At 73.5% G+C, this 15,861-nt stretch carries 15 protein-coding genes; 6 read left to right on the forward strand and 9 right to left on the reverse strand.

Annotated features, from left to right (window positions below; genetic code table 11):
- Nucleotides 1–20 precede the first annotated feature (20 nt).
- Nucleotides 21–959: a nitroreductase/quinone reductase family protein gene (locus ABZ956_RS16415; RefSeq protein ID WP_361893153.1), complete on the reverse strand. Its 939-nt coding sequence runs from the start codon at nt 957–959 to the stop codon at nt 21–23.
- A 523-nt stretch (nt 960–1,482) separates the two neighbouring features.
- On the opposite strand from ABZ956_RS16415, the gene ABZ956_RS16420 reads away from it, so the two are divergent.
- Nucleotides 1,483–2,811 carry a diacylglycerol kinase family protein gene (locus ABZ956_RS16420; RefSeq protein ID WP_361893156.1) on the forward strand — a complete coding sequence of 443 codons (1,329 nt, stop codon included), beginning with the start codon at nt 1,483–1,485 and terminating at the stop codon, nt 2,809–2,811.
- A 111-nt stretch (nt 2,812–2,922) separates the two neighbouring features.
- Here ABZ956_RS16420 and ABZ956_RS16425 read toward each other — a convergent pair whose 3' ends face one another.
- Entirely contained in the window at nt 2,923–4,035 is a 1,113-nt protein-coding gene (locus tag ABZ956_RS16425; RefSeq protein WP_361893159.1) for an FAD-dependent monooxygenase, read from the reverse strand.
- 158 nt (nt 4,036–4,193) lie between these two features.
- Here ABZ956_RS16425 and ABZ956_RS16430 point away from each other — a divergent pair, with 158 nt between their 5' ends.
- Nucleotides 4,194–5,144 (forward strand): TetR/AcrR family transcriptional regulator C-terminal domain-containing protein, encoded by a 951-nt coding sequence (locus ABZ956_RS16430; protein ID WP_361893161.1) that lies wholly within the window; start codon nt 4,194–4,196, stop codon nt 5,142–5,144.
- 19 nt (nt 5,145–5,163) lie between these two features.
- Here ABZ956_RS16430 and ABZ956_RS16435 read toward each other — a convergent pair whose 3' ends face one another.
- From ABZ956_RS16435 to ABZ956_RS16450, 4 genes are all read right to left on the reverse strand, one after another.
- Nucleotides 5,164–6,021 (reverse strand): GNAT family N-acetyltransferase, encoded by an 858-nt coding sequence (locus ABZ956_RS16435; RefSeq protein WP_361893163.1) that lies wholly within the window; start codon nt 6,019–6,021, stop codon nt 5,164–5,166.
- A gap of 81 nt (nt 6,022–6,102) precedes the next feature.
- Nucleotides 6,103–6,456, reverse strand: a complete 354-nt coding sequence (locus tag ABZ956_RS16440; protein ID WP_361893275.1) for an MmcQ/YjbR family DNA-binding protein — start codon at nt 6,454–6,456, stop codon at nt 6,103–6,105.
- A 12-nt stretch (nt 6,457–6,468) separates the two neighbouring features.
- On the reverse strand, nt 6,469–6,981 hold the full coding sequence (locus ABZ956_RS16445; RefSeq protein WP_361893278.1) for a metallophosphoesterase: 513 nt from the start codon (nt 6,979–6,981) through the stop codon (nt 6,469–6,471).
- Between the two features lie 216 nt (nt 6,982–7,197).
- Nucleotides 7,198–7,320: a hypothetical protein gene (locus tag ABZ956_RS16450; RefSeq protein WP_361893166.1), complete on the reverse strand. Its 123-nt coding sequence runs from the start codon at nt 7,318–7,320 to the stop codon at nt 7,198–7,200.
- Between the two features lie 296 nt (nt 7,321–7,616).
- Between ABZ956_RS16450 and ABZ956_RS16455 the strand changes: the two genes are divergently transcribed.
- Together ABZ956_RS16455 and ABZ956_RS16460 are read left to right on the forward strand one after the other, a co-directional pair.
- A complete protein-coding gene (locus ABZ956_RS16455; RefSeq protein WP_361893169.1) occupies nt 7,617–8,090 on the forward strand; it encodes a hypothetical protein in 474 nt (157 codons plus the stop codon).
- A 580-nt stretch (nt 8,091–8,670) separates the two neighbouring features.
- The gene (locus ABZ956_RS16460) at nt 8,671–9,504 is read left to right on the forward strand and encodes a maleylpyruvate isomerase family mycothiol-dependent enzyme (RefSeq protein ID WP_361893172.1); all 834 of its coding nucleotides are present in this window, start codon (nt 8,671–8,673) and stop codon (nt 9,502–9,504) included.
- An 11-nt stretch (nt 9,505–9,515) separates the two neighbouring features.
- Here the strand turns inward: ABZ956_RS16460 and ABZ956_RS16465 are convergent, their stop codons facing one another.
- The 3 genes from ABZ956_RS16465 to ABZ956_RS16475 form a co-directional block, all read right to left on the reverse strand.
- Entirely contained in the window at nt 9,516–11,858 is a 2,343-nt protein-coding gene (locus ABZ956_RS16465; protein ID WP_361893175.1) for an Orn/Lys/Arg decarboxylase N-terminal domain-containing protein, read from the reverse strand.
- Nucleotides 11,859–12,111: 253 nt separating this feature from the next.
- Nucleotides 12,112–12,477: a hypothetical protein gene (locus ABZ956_RS16470; RefSeq protein ID WP_361893178.1), complete on the reverse strand. Its 366-nt coding sequence runs from the start codon at nt 12,475–12,477 to the stop codon at nt 12,112–12,114.
- 95 nt (nt 12,478–12,572) lie between these two features.
- Entirely contained in the window at nt 12,573–13,271 is a 699-nt protein-coding gene (locus tag ABZ956_RS16475; protein ID WP_361893181.1) for a hypothetical protein, read from the reverse strand.
- Between the two features lie 348 nt (nt 13,272–13,619).
- On the opposite strand from ABZ956_RS16475, the gene ABZ956_RS16480 reads away from it, so the two are divergent.
- Together ABZ956_RS16480 and ABZ956_RS16485 are read left to right on the forward strand one after the other, a co-directional pair.
- Nucleotides 13,620–14,363: a DUF4142 domain-containing protein gene (locus ABZ956_RS16480; protein WP_361893183.1), complete on the forward strand. Its 744-nt coding sequence runs from the start codon at nt 13,620–13,622 to the stop codon at nt 14,361–14,363.
- Between the two features lie 4 nt (nt 14,364–14,367).
- Nucleotides 14,368–15,762 (forward strand): DUF1996 domain-containing protein, encoded by a 1,395-nt coding sequence (locus ABZ956_RS16485; protein WP_361893185.1) that lies wholly within the window; start codon nt 14,368–14,370, stop codon nt 15,760–15,762.
- Nucleotides 15,763–15,861 lie beyond the last annotated feature (99 nt).

Genomic DNA, 15,861 nt, shown 5'->3' on the forward strand with positions numbered 1-15,861 from the left:
CACTCTCCCGTCGTGTTCCGTCACCGCGATGACGGACCGGAGGCGGCCGATGTGACACGCGCGGGCGCCGGGGGGAAGGGGACCTGGGACAGGGCGGGGAGCAGCCACTCCTCCTCGTAGTCGAGGTGGGCCAGCAACTCCTGTGACATGCGCTCCAGTTCGGCGCTGAAGCGCCGGGGGTCGGCGGTGGTGATGTCGGACAGCAGGGCGAGGAGTTCGTCCTTGATGCGGGCGACGGTCCGGTGTTCTTCGCTGAGCCGCTCGAGAGGCTCCCGCAGGTGGGGGTGGTGCTGGGCGAGGGCGGGGAAGGCGTGGGCGTCCTCGCTGGTGTGATGGAACGTCAGGGTGTCGCAGAAGGCGAGGCAGTGCTGCCGGATCTGCAGGCCGAGCCCCGGCGACGGAGGTTCTCCGGGGCCGTTGTGGTCCGCCCGCGCCGCGAGGTGGGCGTCGGCCTCGGCCCGTACGTGGCGCAGCTGTGCGCGCAGCCACGTGTGGATCTCCAGGAGCTTGTCGGCGAGGCTATGGATCTCGCGGGGTTCTTCCGCGCCGGGTCCGGGCCGTTCCAGCACCACGACCGGCAGGGGCCGGGTGGTGCGGGTCTGGTAGTCGCCGTATCCGGGTTCGGCGCGCACCACGTGTGCGAACAGCCGCTCCCGCCGCTCGCCCTCGGCGGGGACGGCGATGGCCTCGAACTGCTCGGTGCCGATTTCGACGCCGACGGTGGGGTGGGCGAGGAGGTTGTGGTACCAGGCGGGATGGCTGGGCGCGCCGAGGTTGGAGCCGACGACGAGGAGCAGGTCGCCGTCCCGGACGTAGCCGAGGGGGACGGTGTGCCGCAGGCCGGACTTGGCGCCGGTGGTGGTCAGCAGGAGGATGTCGCCGCCTTCGAAGGGGCCGCCGACCTTTCCGCCGCTTGCTCGGAACTCCTCGATGACCTGCTGGTTGAAGGACGTGGGCATGCTGCGTGGATCTCCAGGAAGAGTGCGTGGGTCCGCGACGGTGCGCGGTGATGGTGGGGGGCGCGGATACGCGCCGGGCGCGGGTGAGCACGCGACCCTGCTCCGGGTGAGGAACGCCGACCGGTCACACCGGGCCGTGGACGACGGGCGGCGCCGGCATGAGGCGGCCGTCGGGCAGGCGTGGTGTACGGAGGTCGGGCGGCGGTGCCGGGCACCGCGCGGGACCAGGGACGACGTGCGCGGGCGCGAACGTCAGGCGCGGAATGCGGAGTATGAACTCATGGCATGGTCCCTCGGTGAAAGGTGCTCGCTCGGCCACCGGCCGGCCCACTGCTTTCTGGCCGGCGCCACGCTGCACGCGCACCATGAGAACATCTGTGTCACTGCCTGTCAACGTCGCAGCTCACAGGGGGACATGGCCGCTGCCAGCCGGGGTGGGCGTCGCTCGCCTCGCGGTGCCCGGCGGGGAACGGACGGTGGTGGTTGACGCGTCTTTCCTGTGTTCGCGGCGATGGGGGGAACCATGGACGACGGTCGTCCGGGGGTGTACGGGGGCTTGGCGCAGCGCCGGGCCGCGCGGCTGGCGGTCGCGGCCGCCACGGCAGGGGTGCTGCTTCTGCTGCTGGTCGCGGGTGGCAGGAGCGTCGGCCTGGTGGGGATCGGCGGGTCGGCCGCCTCGGCGGCGGGGCTGTGGTGGGCGCTGACCCGGCGGGGCCTGGCGCGGGTGTGCGCCGCCGGCCTGGCGGTGGCGGCGCCGGCCATGGTGATCGCGTTCTATGTCGCGGCCGGGCTGCTCTGGCTCGTCGTGGTTGTCCTCGGGCTGTGGGCCCTGGCGGTGTCCGCGGGCTGGGCCGCGCTCGCCGCGGACGCCACCGCGCCGACGGCGACCGCGCGCGGGCTTCCCGTCCCGCCGCCCAAGCGCCCCTTCCTCATCATGAATCCCCGCTCGGGAGGCGGGAAGGTGGGGCGGTTCGGCTTGCGGGAGAAGGCGGAGGCGCTGGGCGCCGACGTCGTGCTCCTCGACCCCGAGCGTCCTCAGGACGTCGTCGCGCTCGCGCGCGACGCGGTCGCGGAGGGCGCGGACCTGCTGGGCGTGGCCGGCGGGGACGGCACGCAGGCGCTGGTCGCGGGCGTCGCGGCGGCGTACGGGGTGCCGTTCGTGGTCATATCGGCCGGGACGCGCAACCACTTCGCCCTGGACCTCGGGCTCGACCGCGACGAGCCGTCGAGGTGCCTGGACGCGCTGACGGACGGCGTCGAGTTCCGGGTGGATCTGGGGCGTGTCGGGGAGCGCGTCTTCGTCAACAACGCCTCGTTCGGTGCCTACGCGGTCGTGGTGCAGAGCCCCGCCTACCGTGACGACAAGGTGCGCACCACGCTGCAGTTGCTGCCCGACGTCCTGACCCGGCATCACGGGCCGCGGCTGACCGTCGCCGCCGGGGGCGTGGTCCTCGACGGTCCTCAGGCGGTGCTGGTCAGCAACAATCCGTACCGGGTCGGGGACCTGGCCGGGCTCGGCCGGCGGGAGCGGCTGGACGGCGGCGTGCTGGGGCTGCTGGGCGTCAGGGTCGACAGCGCGGCGCAGGCGGCGGCCCTGCTCCGCGGCCGTCGCGCGCCCGGCCTGACCGTGCTGACGGCACGCGAGGTCCTCGTCGACGCCGACGAACCGGTGGTACAGGTCGGCGTCGACGGCGAGCCGCTGACCCTCCCGACACCCGTACGCTGCCGGATCGAGCCCCAGGCGCTGCGCGTACGGGTTCCGCGCGACCGCCCGGGCGTCCCCCGGATGCGGCCGCGGCTGAACTGGCGGCGACTGTGGGCCCTGGCCCTCACGAGGGAGCGAGCCAGGTGAGCCGGACCGGGCGGTCGGGCGGGGCGGTCGGGCCGGGCAGGAGGGTCGGGACGGGCAGCCGGGCCAGGCGGCCGGGCCAGGCGGCCGGGCGGGGCGGCCGGGGCGGGGCGGTCAGTCGTCGAGCGTCATGCCGTTCTTGGCCTTCTCGAGCGACTCGTCGGCGGGCATTCCGCCCGGGTTCTCCGTCGCGAGCGCCTGGTTGAGCTCGGCGAACGGCCGCACGCGGGCCTCGTAGCGGGCGAAGGCGGCGGCGTGGTCGTCGCCCTGCCTGCCGAGCTCGTCGGCCAGGACGTAGGCGCCGACGAGGGCCAGGCTCGTGCCCTGGCCGGAGAGCGGCGAGGCGCAGTAGCCCGCGTCGCCGACCAGCGTCACCCTGCCGGTGGACCACCGCTCCAGGTGGATCTGGGCCATCGCGTCGAAGTAGAAGTCGGGCGCCTGACGCATGGCGCGCAGCAACCGCGGCGTCTCCCAGCCGATATGGGCCAGCCGCTCCTCCATTATCGACTTCTGCTGCTCGACGTCGCGGTAGTCGTAGTCGATCGGCTCCGAGTTGAAGCCGAGCGTGGCCCTCATCTCGCTGTTGTCGCGGACGGGGTAGAGGCAGTAGCCCACGGAGTCGTCCTTGAGCCAGAGTTCCCAGTGGTCGAGGTCCAGGAAGTTGTCGGTGCTGAACACCGTCAGGTAGGCGCCGAGGTGGCGGACGAACCGCTCCTCCGGGCCGAGGGCCAGCCGGCGCACCTTCGAATGCAGGCCATCGGCACCCACCACCAGGTCGAACGTCCGTGCGTGGCCCTGTTCGAAGCCGACACGGACGCCGTACGGCTGCTCGTCGAGCGTGGCGATGGAGTCGCCGAAGAGGAATTCCACGTCCTCGGCGAGCGTCTTGCGGTGCAGCATGCGGGTCAGGTCCTCGCGCAGCACCTCGATGTCCGGGCTGTCCAGCCGGCCGCCGCTGTACGTCATCTCCGTGGAGCGCCACAGCTCGTTGCCGTCGCTGTCGAGCATCGCCATGCCGCGCAGCCGGGTGCGGGCCTGCCGGGCCTCGTCCAGGATCCCGGTCCGCTCGAGGACGTCGAGCGCGACGCCGCGGACGTCGATGGCCTGGCCGCCCGGGCGGATGGCGGGAGCGCGCTCGACGACGGTCGGCGCGAAGCCGTTGCGGCGCAGCCAGTAGGCGAGCGTGAGGCCGGCGACGCCGGCGCCGGAGATGAGGACGGTCTTCATGGGGATCCCCCTTCAATACGGTGTACGCCCTGAATGTACGCCGTACGCACAGCCCTGCCAAGTGCCCGTTCAGCGCTCCTGAACTAGTACAGGAGCTGTCCTGAGCACCGAATTTGCTGCTAGCCTCTGTACTAGTACAGGGGTGAAGGGATCCGATCGTGGCCGAAAAATATGTTCCGCCGTACCTGCGCATCGCCGCCGAGCTCCGCGGGCGCATCGCGGACGGCGAGCTCGCGCCCGGCGACCGGGTGCCGTCCACGCGGCAGATCGCCAAGGAGTGGAACGTCGCGCTCGCCACAGCCACCAAGGTGCTGACCACCCTGCGCCAGGAGGGGCTCGTACGGGCCCAGCCGCGCGTCGGCACGGTGGTGGCGGCCCCGGACCGGCGCCCCCGCGCGGCGGCGCAAGCGCCCGCCACGGCCACGACCGCCCCCGCGACCGACCACGAGCTGACGCGGGAACGCATCATTCGTGCCGCCGTCGACATCGCCGACGCGGAGGGGCTGGCCGCGCTGTCCATGCGCGGGGTCGCCGCGCGGCTCGGCGTCGCCGCCATGTCGCCCTATCGCCATGTGACCAGCAAGGACGACCTGATCTTCCTCATGGCCGACGCGGTCCACGCCGAGATGTCCTATCCCCGCGACGCACCGGCCGACTGGCGCCACCGTCTGGAGGTGGGCGCCCGCTCGCTGTGGGCGCTGCACCGCGCGCACCCCTGGCTCGCGCACATCGGGCCGCTGACCCGCCCGCTGGCGCTGCCGCACCTGATCGCCTACTCCGACTGGATGCTCGGCGCCCTCGACGGCCACGGCCTCGCCCCCGCCACCATGCTCAACGTGAACGCGCTGCTCTACAGCTACGTCCAGGGCACCGCCGTCCATCTCGAGCGGGAGGCGCAGGCCGCGAGCGCCACCGGGCTGTCCGAGGACCAGTGGATGGAGGCGCAGGCCGCGGCTTTCGACGCTCTGGTCGCCTCCGGGCAGTACCCGACGTTCGCCAAGGTGGTCGGGTCCTTCCGCGACGACGGCTATGACCTGCACCTCGACGAGGTGTTCGAGCTCGGTCTCACGTCGATGCTCGACGGGCTGGCGGCCCTGATCGAGGGCTGACCGCGGCCGCGCGGGTCGGTCAGTAGAGGATGGAGGGGAGATAGGCGCCGGCGGGCTCGTTGTAGAGCCCGATGGTCATCAGGCTCATCAGCTCCGTCACTTTGAGGCCGTTCCGCAGACACCACTGCAACAGGGCGCTGTCGCGGGCGGGAACGAGGATGCCGGGGCCGCCGAAGGCGGGGGCGGCGGCGATGAGCGCTTTGATGTCCTCGGTGCTCTCGCCGACGGCGTGCGCGAAGAACGACAGGTCGGTGGCGTAGCCGGTGATCCGCCCGTCGTGCTCGCTCACGCGGGCCGTTCCCGCCTTGAGCGCGTCGGCGAGCTCACCGCCGCGGTCGACGCCGTGGACCGTGCGGCACACCTCGTTGCACGCCGCCAGGTCCGCGTCCGTCGCCGGCCGCACCGCGTACCCCGGCACGGTTCCGCCGATCGGCGGCCCTTGCAGGCAGGCCATCGTTTCGCGGAACGCGAACCCGAGGCCGCTGTAGAGGGCGAACGACCGGCAGTGGTAGCCGCTCTGCAGCAGCCGGATGCCGGGCACGCCCCGCTCGTCCGCCCGCCGCATGACGTCGTGCATGAGACGGCGCCCGATGCCGCCGTTCTGGACGGCCGGGTCCACGGTGATCGGCCCGACGCCGACGACGGCCGACCGCTCGTCCAGAAGGTTGCTGCCCACGACGCGGCCGTCGAGCTCGGCGACGACGCTGTAGAAACCGGGGTGGTTCAGCGCCATCTCGAACATCCCCGTCGAGGCGCCCGCGTCGGGGATGTCGGAAGGGAATCCGTGCTCGCGGGCGATTCCGGAGAACGCCTCGTAGCAGATCCTGCCGCAGTCCACCGCGTCGTCCGCCCGTCCGGGGCGCAGTACGAGATCCACGGTCGTCTCCCTCCCCGCCGGGCGTCCGCCCAGGGGCTCGCTTCCATCAAACGCGCCGGTGGGACCCGCCGCAATTCCGGCTCAGTGCGCGCCGGGCCCCTCGGGCAGGGCGTCGGCGAGACGCTCGGGCGCCGCCTGCCTCCACGAGTCCACGAGGATGTCACGCAGTTCGTCCAAGTCCTCCAGAGCGGCGAGCCGTACGCGCACCCACGCCGAGCTCGCCTCGTGCGGGGGCACCCAGAACTTCTGCGGTTCCGCCGCGATGAGCTCCGCCCGTTCGTGGCGGGGACAGCGCACCGCGAAGGACGTCTCGTCGTCGGGGATCGTGATGTACATCTTCCCGGCGACGCGGAACGTCGGCATGCTCCACGCCTCCTTCTCCACGGTCTCCGGGAGGGACAGAGCGATGCGGCGGACGTCGTCGGCAGTAATGATCATGGTCACAGACTAGCCAGGGCGCGGCGCGGGGGTGATGCGGTGCAGGGTCAGCCGGGAGAGCCGGCCGGCGTGCGCCTCCGCGGTCATGTAGGTGTGGTGCGGCTGGCGGCGCCGGTCGGTCGGTGAACCGGGGTTCAGCAGCCTGAGACCACCGGGGGCCGTGGTGTCCCAGGGGATGTGGCTGTGGCCGAAGACCAGCACGTCCGCATCGGGGAAGCGCTCGGCGCACCGCTTCTCACGGCCTGCGGCGGGCCCGGTCTCGTGGACGACCGCGAACCGCAGCCCGCCGAGCTCGGCACGGGCGATCTCGGGTAGCCGGGCCCGCAGTTCGGGGCCGTCGTTGTTGCCGTACACGCCGATGAGCCGCCGGGCCCGCGAGGCGAAGAGGTCGAGGGCGGCGAGGTCCACCCAGTCCCCGGCATGGATCACCACATCGGCCTCCGGGAGCGCGGCCAGGAGCTCCTCCGGCAGCGACTTGGCGCGCTTGGGCAGGTGGGTGTCGGAGGTCAGCAGCAGCCGCACGACCGGCTCCCCCGGCCGCGGGCCCGCGTCGGCGGCCGTCCGTCCACTCGTCATGACCGCACTCCCGCCGGATGCCCGAGACCCGTCCCCGTCCCTGTCCCCGTCCGACAGTGCCGCACCCGGGGTACGGGGGTGGCGCCTGCGGCGGCCCGGGCGTCCTCCTTTCATCTGTTCGGACGAGTTGGGGGGCGGTGGTACGTGGCGGGCCCAGGCCGGTCAGCGGCTCCGCCTGCCGCCCCCGGAGCGCGGGCGCAGCAGCGCGGCGGCCAGGACCGCGGGGGTGGAGAGCAGCAGGGTGAGGGTGACAAGCGACGTGCCGTGATCCTGTTGCTTGTGCACGGACTTGACGGTGGCGCGGTAGTACGGACGCGAGGGCGATCGGGGCCCGGCGGGCGGTGCCGGGGCCCTGGTGGACGGTGCCGGGGAGGGCCGCGGTGCCGGGCGCGACGGCTCGTCGCCGACGGGGGTGGTGCGTGCCGGGGGCGGCACGGTACCCGGCCCGGGCCGTCCGGCCGCGGGCGGCCTCGACGGGCCGGGCCCCGGCGGCGTGGGAGCACCGGGCGTTGGGGGTACGGGGGCGGGAGGTGCGGGCGGCGGGGGGACCGGGGCTGGTGGCGCGGGAGGAGCAGGGGCTGGTGGGGACGGAGTTGGAGGGGCGGGAGCGGGAGGCGCAGGCGCAGGGGGCGCGGGAGCCGGAGGCGCGGGCGCAGGGGGTGCCGGAATCGGCGGCGGGGCGGGCGTGGGCGGGGCTGGGGCCGGCGGTGCGGGGGCGGGTGGCGCTGGGGCTGGTGGTGCGGGAGCCGGAGGAGCCGGCGCGGGAGGCGCAGGGGCCGGAGGAGCCGGGGCCGGTGGCGCGGGAGCCGGAGGGGCCGGCGCAGGGGGTGCGGGAGCGGGAGGCGCAGGAGCAGGAGGAGCCGGGGCCGGTGGCGCGGGCGCAGGGGGTGCCGGCGCAGGGGGTGCGGGCGCAGGGGGCGCCGGGGCTGGCGGCGCCGGCGGCGCGGGAGCAGGAGGCGCGGGCGGCGCAGGAGCCGGCGGCGCCGGCGCCGGAGGCTTCGGTTTGCGGCAGGTCAGCCATACTTCCGCGTCGGCCACGGGGAGATGCGCGGTGACGTTCACGCATCCCTTGCCGTCGTCGATCACCTCCGCGCTCACGGAGCCGCCGAGTGCGTCGGCGCTGACGTGCGACGGCGGGTGCGGGGGAAGCAGGTCGGGTAGGTCGGTGACCACAGCGGTCACGGGCAGACCCACGATCGCGGCATCCGCACCGGCCTCGCCCGCGGCCGCCTCCCCCGCCAGCCCGAGCACCGCAGCCACGGCCACGGCCGCCGCCAGCGTCACCACATGCCCTGTTCCGCGCCGTCCCCTCACGGCGAACAGCCTGCACATCCGCACACGAGTGCAGCCGCTGTTCCCACCAGGATTACTCCGATGGGCGGAAAATGAGCTGTTCACGCCCTCGGCGGGTTTACCGGACCGGCGCGCCGCGGCTGGGCGGCGCGCCGGTCCGGCGCGTGGCCGTGGGGCCCCGCTGGTCTGCTCACCCCCGTCGGGCAGACCAGCGATCCCCTCCTCCGTCAGAATGCCGTCCTCCGGCGGCGGTCACTACGGGGGAAACCCTGGAGGTACGGCCCCGCATTCCCGCGGGGGCCGCGGCACATACGGGATCGGGCGCGAGGGCAGATTGAGGCCATGGATTATGTCTGTCATTTCCGCCGCGAGGTCCTGGCGTTCGAGGCCGCCGTCCGCCGGGCGGCCGCCGCCGACGCGGCGCCTCTGGTCCCCTCCTGCCCCGCCTGGTCGGTGTCCGACCTGGTCACCCACCTGGGCGGAGTGCAGAGATTCGTGACCCACCTCATCAGGGAACGGATCCAGGAACCGCCGGACACCATCGGCAATCTCATCGCCCGGACCCCGTCGGCCACGATGGACCTCGGCTTCCTCCAGCTTCCCGAGGACATCGAGGGCTGGCCCATGCCGGAGGACGCCCCCAACCGCGGACCGGTGCCGGCGAGTCTGGTCGACTGGTTCACCGACGGTTCCTCCGCGCTGGAATCGCTGTTCCGCAGCCGGGGCCCGGCCGAACCGGTGTGGACGTGGTCGCGGGAGCGGACCACCGGGTTCTGGCTGCGGATGCAGACCATCGAGGCGGCCGTGCACCGCTGGGACGCCGAGAACGCGATCGGCACGGCACAGCCGGTCGAGGCGGAGCTCGCCGCGGCTGCCGTCGGCCAGAACTTCGAGGTCCTGGCGCCGGCCCGGCGGGCCTGGACGCAGGCCCCGCCCGGGTCGGGCGAGTGCCTGCGGTTCCGGCAGACCGACGGCGCCGGCGACTGGAGGGTGCGCTTCGACGGTGCCGACGTGCTGCTCGACAGGGGATCGGGCCCGTGCGACGTCGAGCTGGCCGGCACGGCGTCGGACCTGCTGCTGTTCCTCTGGCAGCGCCTCCCCGCGGACCGGCTCGACGAGGTGAAGGGCGACCGGGACCTCCTTGAGCGGTACTTCGTGCTCGTCCCGCCCGTGTGACGGTGCGGCGGTCAGGAGCGGGGAGCGGGCCGGCGGTCGGAACGTACGCACTCGATCATGTAGTCCCCGGTGTCGGGGTCCACGGTGACGCCGTGGGTCTCGCTGCGGAAGCCGGGGAACTCGCGGTCGAAGGACTCCAGCGCGCCGAGGTAGCGCAGCAGCGGCCCGTCCGGGTCGCCGGTGGACTCGCCGGGCATCAGCACGGGGATCCCGGGCGGCGTGACGGTGACCATGGCGGCGGCCACGCGTCCGGCGGCGTCGGAGAGCCGTACGCGCTCGGTGCCCTGACGGATCAGCTGTTGGTAGCACCACTGGGGCGGGGCCACCGGCTCGGGCAGTTCCTGGAAGGCGGTGTCCAGCAGGGTGACCAGGTCGGCGCGGCGCAGGTGGTCGTGCATGGAGCGGCACAGGTCCCGCAGGGTCGCGCCGGCGTAGCGCCGCGGGTACCGGGCGAGGAGCTGGGGCAGGACCTGCTCGAGCGGGGCCCCGGTGTCGTGGAGCGCCTTGAAGTCCATGAGGGCGTCGAGCAGGGTGCCCCATTTGCCCTTGGTGATGCCCATGGAGAAGAGGATGAGGGTGGTGTAGCTGTCGGTTTTCTCGACCACGATGTTCCGGGTGGCCAGGTAGGCCGTCAGGACGCGGGCGGGGATGCCCCAGTCGTCCCATCGGCCGGTGGCGTCGATCCCCGGGCAGGTGAGCGTCACCTTGACCGGGTCCAGGAGGCAGTAGCCCTCGTCGAGGCCGGGGAAGCCGTGCCAGTCGGCGCCCGGTTCCAGGTGCCAGCAGGACGGCTCGGTCCGCAGGAGTTCGGTGGGGGCGTCGGCGAAGGCGTGCCGTTCCTTGGTGGCCGGGTCGGTGACGGTGGTGGGCTGCCAGGCGCCGAAGAACCAGGCGGGCCGGTCCGCGGAGGACGCGATGCGCCTGCCGGTGCGGGCCACCGCCTGGCGGAAGCGGACGGCTTCGGTGACCGCTTCGTCGATGAGCCAGTGTCCTTGCGGGCCGTCCATCATCCCGGCGGCGACGTCGAGGGAGGCGATGGCGGGATACAGCGGCGAGGTGGTGCCGTGCATCATGAAGGCCTCGTTGAAGCGCTCGTGCTCCACCGGTGCCCGCGGCGAGGGTTTGACGTGGACCATCGCTCCCTGCGACAGCGCGGCAAGGAGTTTGTGCGTGGACTGGGTGGAGAAGACGGTGGGGCGGTCGGGGTCGGCGAGGGTGTCGGGGCCCACCGCCATTCCGTAGCGCCCGGCGTAGAGGGGGTGGAAGCGGGCGTAGGCGAACCACGCCTCGTCGAAGTGGAGCCGCGGTGTGCTGGGGGCGAGCTCCCGGGCGACGTGCACGGCGTCGTAACAGAGCCCGTCGTAGGTGGAGTTGGTGAGCACGGCGTACTCGGCGCCGGGCGAGAGGGCGCCCTGGGCCAGCGGGTTGGCCGCGATGCGGTCCGCCACCGAGGCAGCGCGGACCTCGGCCGGCGGCAGCGGCCCCGCCAGTCCGTAGCCGTTGCGGGTGGGGACGAGGTAGACGGGACGGGCGCCGGAGAGGACCAGGCCGTGCAGGACCGACTTGTGGCAGTTGCGGTCCACCAGCGCGATCTCGTCCCGCGCGACGCAGAAGTGCCCGACCATGCGGTCCGCGGTGGAGTTGCCGTGCAGGACGAAGTAGGTGCGGTCGGCGCCGAAGATCCGGGCGGCGTTGCGCTCCGCGTCGCCGATGGGGCCGGTGTGCTCGAACAGGGAGCCGAGTTCCTCGACGGAGATCGACAGGTCGCTGCGCAGCAGCCGCTCGCCGTAGTAGTCGAAGAAGGCGCGGCCGGCCGGGGACTTCAGGAAGGCGACGCCGCCGGCGTGGGCGGGGGTGTGCCAGGAGTACTCGTGGGCGTCGTCGAAGCGCCGCAGTGCCTTGAAGAACGGCGGGAGCACGGCCTCGCGGTAGGCGCGGGCCGCGCTGACGATGCGGCCGGCGATGAACGCCGGGGTGTCCTCCAGGGGCCAGACGTAGCCGACTACCGTCTCCGACACCCACAGCGGCAGGTGGTCGAGTTCGTCGTCGGCTCCGTCGGCCATGACGAGCAGGACGGGCAGGTTCTTGAAGCGCCGGCCGATCTGGCGCAGCACCGCCGCGCCGCCCGGTTCGCCGTCGGTGTGCCCGTCGCGGGAGAGGTCCCATGCCACCACGGCGGCCGCGATGCCGGCTTCCGTGCGTAGCACCGCGCGCGCGTCGGGCTCGGTCCGGGCCCAGCGCACCTCCAGCCCGTGGTTCTCCACCGCTGTGCGGATCCTGCGCAGTTGTTCGCCCTCGGATCCCTTTCCGAGCGGGTCGTCCCGCAACGCGAACAAAACTGTGCCGCCGACCATTTCGGCCCCCTGGTAGTGCGATCATCCGGCTGTCCTTCGTGCAGTCTCGCCAGAGGGGGTTCGGTCGGTGATCCGTACGGGGTCAAACCACTCGTCGGAGGGGAGTTCGAGGGTGTGGGCCGCCAACTGCCGCCGCGTACGGGGCCGGTGCCCGGGAGGGCGTGCGAACGCCCCGCAACCGCCGGGGTTCGCGTCGTAGGCGGGGAGGGGCCTGCGACGGTCACCGGGGCGGTTGCGGGGCGGGGTGGTCCGGTCAGAGGGCGAGCAGTCGTGCGGTGAGGTCGCGGTAGGCGAGGAGGGTCATCCGCAGTTCCTCCGTGCCGGCGCGGGCGGCGTCGTCGTGCCAGGCCCTGCGCAGGGCCTGGCGGCGCTCGTCGAGGAGTTCGCCCACGCGCGTGGCGAGGGCGTCGACGAGGGAGTCCGCTTCCTCGACCGAGCCGCGCGGCGCGTCGATGAAGCCGTTCATGGCCTCCTGGAGGCGGGCGTCGATCTGTTCGCGCTCAGGGGGCGACAGCAGGGGGCCGTCGCCGTGCGGGGGGTGTGCGGCCGCCGTGTTCCCGTCCGTGGGCGTACCGGGCCCCGGTTCGGGCAGGGGCGTGCGCCGGTCCGTGGGGGTCATGGGCGGTACGTCGCGGTGGTGTTCGGGTCCCTGGTGGCGGGCCGGGGCTCCGCCGTGGTTGTGCCGTGTGTGGTGTTGTCCGGTGTGCCGGTCCATTACAGGCCGTCCTTCCTGGCGTGCCCGCCTTCCCGGGCGTGCTGAGGGGTCGCGTTCGCGCTCCTCCCCGTCGCCTGCGTCCTTGTCGTCGTCGGTTCGGGCCGTGGGTCGCCACGCCGGGCGTGCCGCTGGGGTCGCCGGTCCTGCGGGTGTGCCCTGACCAGGTCCTCGAAGAGGCCGCGGGCGTGCACGAGTGCCTCGCGCAGCTGCTCCGTCGGGGCCTGTTCCGTCCGGGCCCGGGCGGCCGCGAGGTGGATCTCGCGGAAGCCGTGGGCGGTGTGCGGGTAGTGGACGGAGAGGGAGTCGAGGAGGTCGTCCCACGCGTCGGCCGGGAAGCCGCGTTCGCGGGCGAGCCGTCCCAGCAGTGCCTCGGCGTCGGCCACGGCCTGCGCCGGGGCGTCGACGAACTGTTCCTGCAGGCCCGTCCAGCGGGCGACGTACATCTCCCGTGACTGCGCGGTCAGCGGCATGACGCGCACGTCACCGTGGCGTCGCAGCCGCTCCTTGAGGTCCTTTCCCGCCGCCTTCTCGTCTCCGTCGTGCCGGGCGACCGCGGCCTCGTACTCCGGGCCGAAGCGCCGGCGCAGACCGCGGCCGCCGGTGACCGGGCCGCGGCCGACGAGGCGCACGGCCACGACGACCCCGGCGAAGATGACGGCGAGGACGACAAGGATGGTGAGAGTGGCACCAGTTGGCATAGGAGTCGCCTCCCGTCGGTGCCCCTGCCTGTCAGGGGCCGTATACGGCGGGTAGCCCGGTCCGGCGGGGCCAAACGCGGCGGTGGGCGCACAGCGCCGCAGGCGGCGCGGAAGCGGCCGGGGCAGCCGCCGTCCGGCCGTTCGGGCATGGCGGGCGCGCGGTGCGTCCGGCCGCACGGTAACAGCCTTCCGGGGCGGCGGCCCGGGCTTTGTCAGATACCGACGAAGCCCGTGGCGCGGGGCGCCGGGGCGGCTAGCGTCACTGGCCATTCGACGGACGACCCAGGAAGACGAGGAGGCGGCGCCATGCGTCCCGTGCGCCCGACACACGCCATGAGAGCGGGCCTGATGAGGTCCCTTGCCCGGCGGCGGACCGGGCCCGAGGGCGGGCGGCCGGGCGCGGGGCGGGCCTCTTTGGGCACCTGGCTGGTGATCGGCGCACTGACCGCGACGCTGGTGGCGCTGCTGGTCCCGGTGTCCTTGTTCGGCGTCGCCCGTCAGGCGGCGGCCGGCGGTCCCGCCTGGACCGACGACGGCGAGGGCGTGCGGGAGACGGAGTTCGGCCCGTTGTCCTCCCTGGACCGGGACTTCGTGCGCAAGGTGCGGCTGGCGGGTCTGTGGGAGAAGCCCGCGGGGCGCATGGCCGTCGAGCGCGGGACCACCGCGAGCGTACGGACGGCCGGCGAGCATCTGGTGGGCGGCCACACCGAGTTGGACCGCCGGTCCATCGACGCCGGCCGGACGCTGGGCATCTCGCTGCCCATCCGGCCGGGCGAGCAGCAGCAGGGGTGGCTGGACCGCATGGACGCGGCCTCCGGCTCCGGCTTCGACCGGACCTTCGCCGAGCTGGTGCGCATCGCCCACGGCAAGGTGTTCGGGCTGGTCGCGCTCGTGCGGGACAAGACCGGCAACTCCCTGGTGCGGGAGCTGGCGACGCGCGCCAACACGGTCGTCCTCGACCACATCACCGTTCTGGAGAACACCGGGCTGGCCGGCGTCCCCCACACCCGGGACCAGCCCTCCCCGAGCCAGGCCCCGGATCCGGCTTCGTCCCAGGCCCCGGCGCAGCACAGCAACGAGGAAATGAAGTGATCGTATGACCTCCACGCAACGACAGGGCCACAAGCGCCGGCTGTCGCGGAAGACACGGGCGCTCGTCGCGGTGGCGGCGCTGCTGCTGGGCGGTGGCGGCACGGCTGTCATCGCCGCCAACGCCTCCGCCGGCGGCACCGGCCGGTCCGTCCCGCGGCCCGCGGACGGCGCGGCGGCGACGGCGATGACGATCGTCTGTCCCGACGTCGGCGACCGGCTGCGGGACGTGCCCGACCCGGCGCGGCAGCAGGTCTCCACGGGACTCGCCGAGCTCGACGCTCAGGTGGCGCGGGCCTACGAGCGGGCGGCGACGTCCGGCGGCGACGGCGCGGGCGTGCTCGACGAGCTCAAGCAGCAGCGCGCGGCCACGATAGGGCGGATGGCGGACGCCATAGGCGAGCGGTCCACGCGTCCGTCGGGCCTGACGGAGCTGAGCGGCTGCACCGCCCGGCAGGTCCGCACGGAGGCCGCGGGCGGTGCGGGTGGCGCGGGTGGTGCGGGTGCCCTCAAGCGCGCCATGCCCGGCGGCCCCTCCCCCGCCGACTTCGCCGACATCCGCACCGCGCCCGCCGCGCCCCGGCCCGCCGCCCGCTCCGGCGGATCGACGGGCACCTTCGCCTCGGCCTGCGGACGTAACGAGAACGGGCACTTCAACTCGGACAACGTGATCGTCACCCCGGGTGTCAGCAACGGCGCCCACCACACGCACGACTACGTCGGCAATCTCTCGACGAACGCCTTCTCCACGAACGCCTCTCTCGCGGCCGCCGGCACCAGCTGCTCCAATGGCGATCTGTCCACGCATTACTGGCCCGTTCTGCGGCTGCTGGACGGCAAGGCCGCTCCGGACGCCGACAAGCCCGGGGGCGGGCACGACGGGAACATGGGCAAGGTGCTGCGGCCGAAGTCGGTGACGCTCCAGTTCCGCGGCAGTCCGGTGGCGAAGGTGTCCGCGATGCCGCGGTTCCTGCGGGTGATCACCGGTGACGCGAAGGCGTTCACCAGCGGCACGGGCAACGCCAACGCCTCCTGGAGCTGCGTCGGTTTCGAGGAGCGGCAGCTGAAGGACAAGTACCCGATCTGCCCGGACGGCGCGGACGTGGTGCGTACCCTCGCCTTCCAGAGCTGCTGGGACGGGAAGAACACCGACAGCGCCAACCACCGCACGCATGTGGCGTTCGCCCGGCAGGACGGCTCCTGCCCGCGCGGTTTCCGGGCCGTGCCGCAGCTCGTGCAGCGCATCACCTACGACGTGCCGGCCGGCACCGCGTTCGCCGTGGACAGCTTCCCCGAGCAGCTGCACAAGCCGGTCACCGACCACGGGGACTTCATCAACGTCATGCCGGAGTCCTTGATGGCGAAGGCGGTGGCCTGCGTCAACGGCGGGCGGCGCTGCTGAGCGCCTCCCGCCCTCCCGGCCCCCGGTGCCGGGTGCTCCCCACCGACGCCCTGCCATCCGGCACCGGGAACACGGCGGCCCCGGACCTCACGGTCCGGG

It is taken from the genome of Streptomyces sp. NPDC046261, from assembly GCF_040646235.1.
Classification (GTDB): domain Bacteria; phylum Actinomycetota; class Actinomycetes; order Streptomycetales; family Streptomycetaceae; genus Streptomyces.

Bases quoted from the DNA above. Each gene is read 5' to 3' on its own strand.
- ABZ956_RS16480 (WP_361893183.1), top strand. From the start codon at position 13,620: ATGAGGTCCCTTGCCCGGCGGCGGACCGGGCCCGAGGGCGGGCGGCCG.
- ABZ956_RS16470 (WP_361893178.1), bottom strand. From the start codon at position 12,477: ATGACCCCCACGGACCGGCGCACGCCCCTGCCCGAACCGGGGCCCGGT.
- ABZ956_RS16485 (WP_361893185.1), top strand. From the start codon at position 14,368: ATGACCTCCACGCAACGACAGGGCCACAAGCGCCGGCTGTCGCGGAAG.
- ABZ956_RS16425 (WP_361893159.1), bottom strand. From the start codon at position 4,035: ATGAAGACCGTCCTCATCTCCGGCGCCGGCGTCGCCGGCCTCACGCTC.
- ABZ956_RS16460 (WP_361893172.1), top strand. From the start codon at position 8,671: ATGGATTATGTCTGTCATTTCCGCCGCGAGGTCCTGGCGTTCGAGGCC.
- ABZ956_RS16465 (WP_361893175.1), bottom strand. From the start codon at position 11,858: ATGGTCGGCGGCACAGTTTTGTTCGCGTTGCGGGACGACCCGCTCGGA.
- ABZ956_RS16475 (WP_361893181.1), bottom strand. From the start codon at position 13,271: ATGCCAACTGGTGCCACTCTCACCATCCTTGTCGTCCTCGCCGTCATC.
- ABZ956_RS16420 (WP_361893156.1), top strand. From the start codon at position 1,483: ATGGACGACGGTCGTCCGGGGGTGTACGGGGGCTTGGCGCAGCGCCGG.
- ABZ956_RS16415 (WP_361893153.1), bottom strand. From the start codon at position 959: ATGCCCACGTCCTTCAACCAGCAGGTCATCGAGGAGTTCCGAGCAAGC.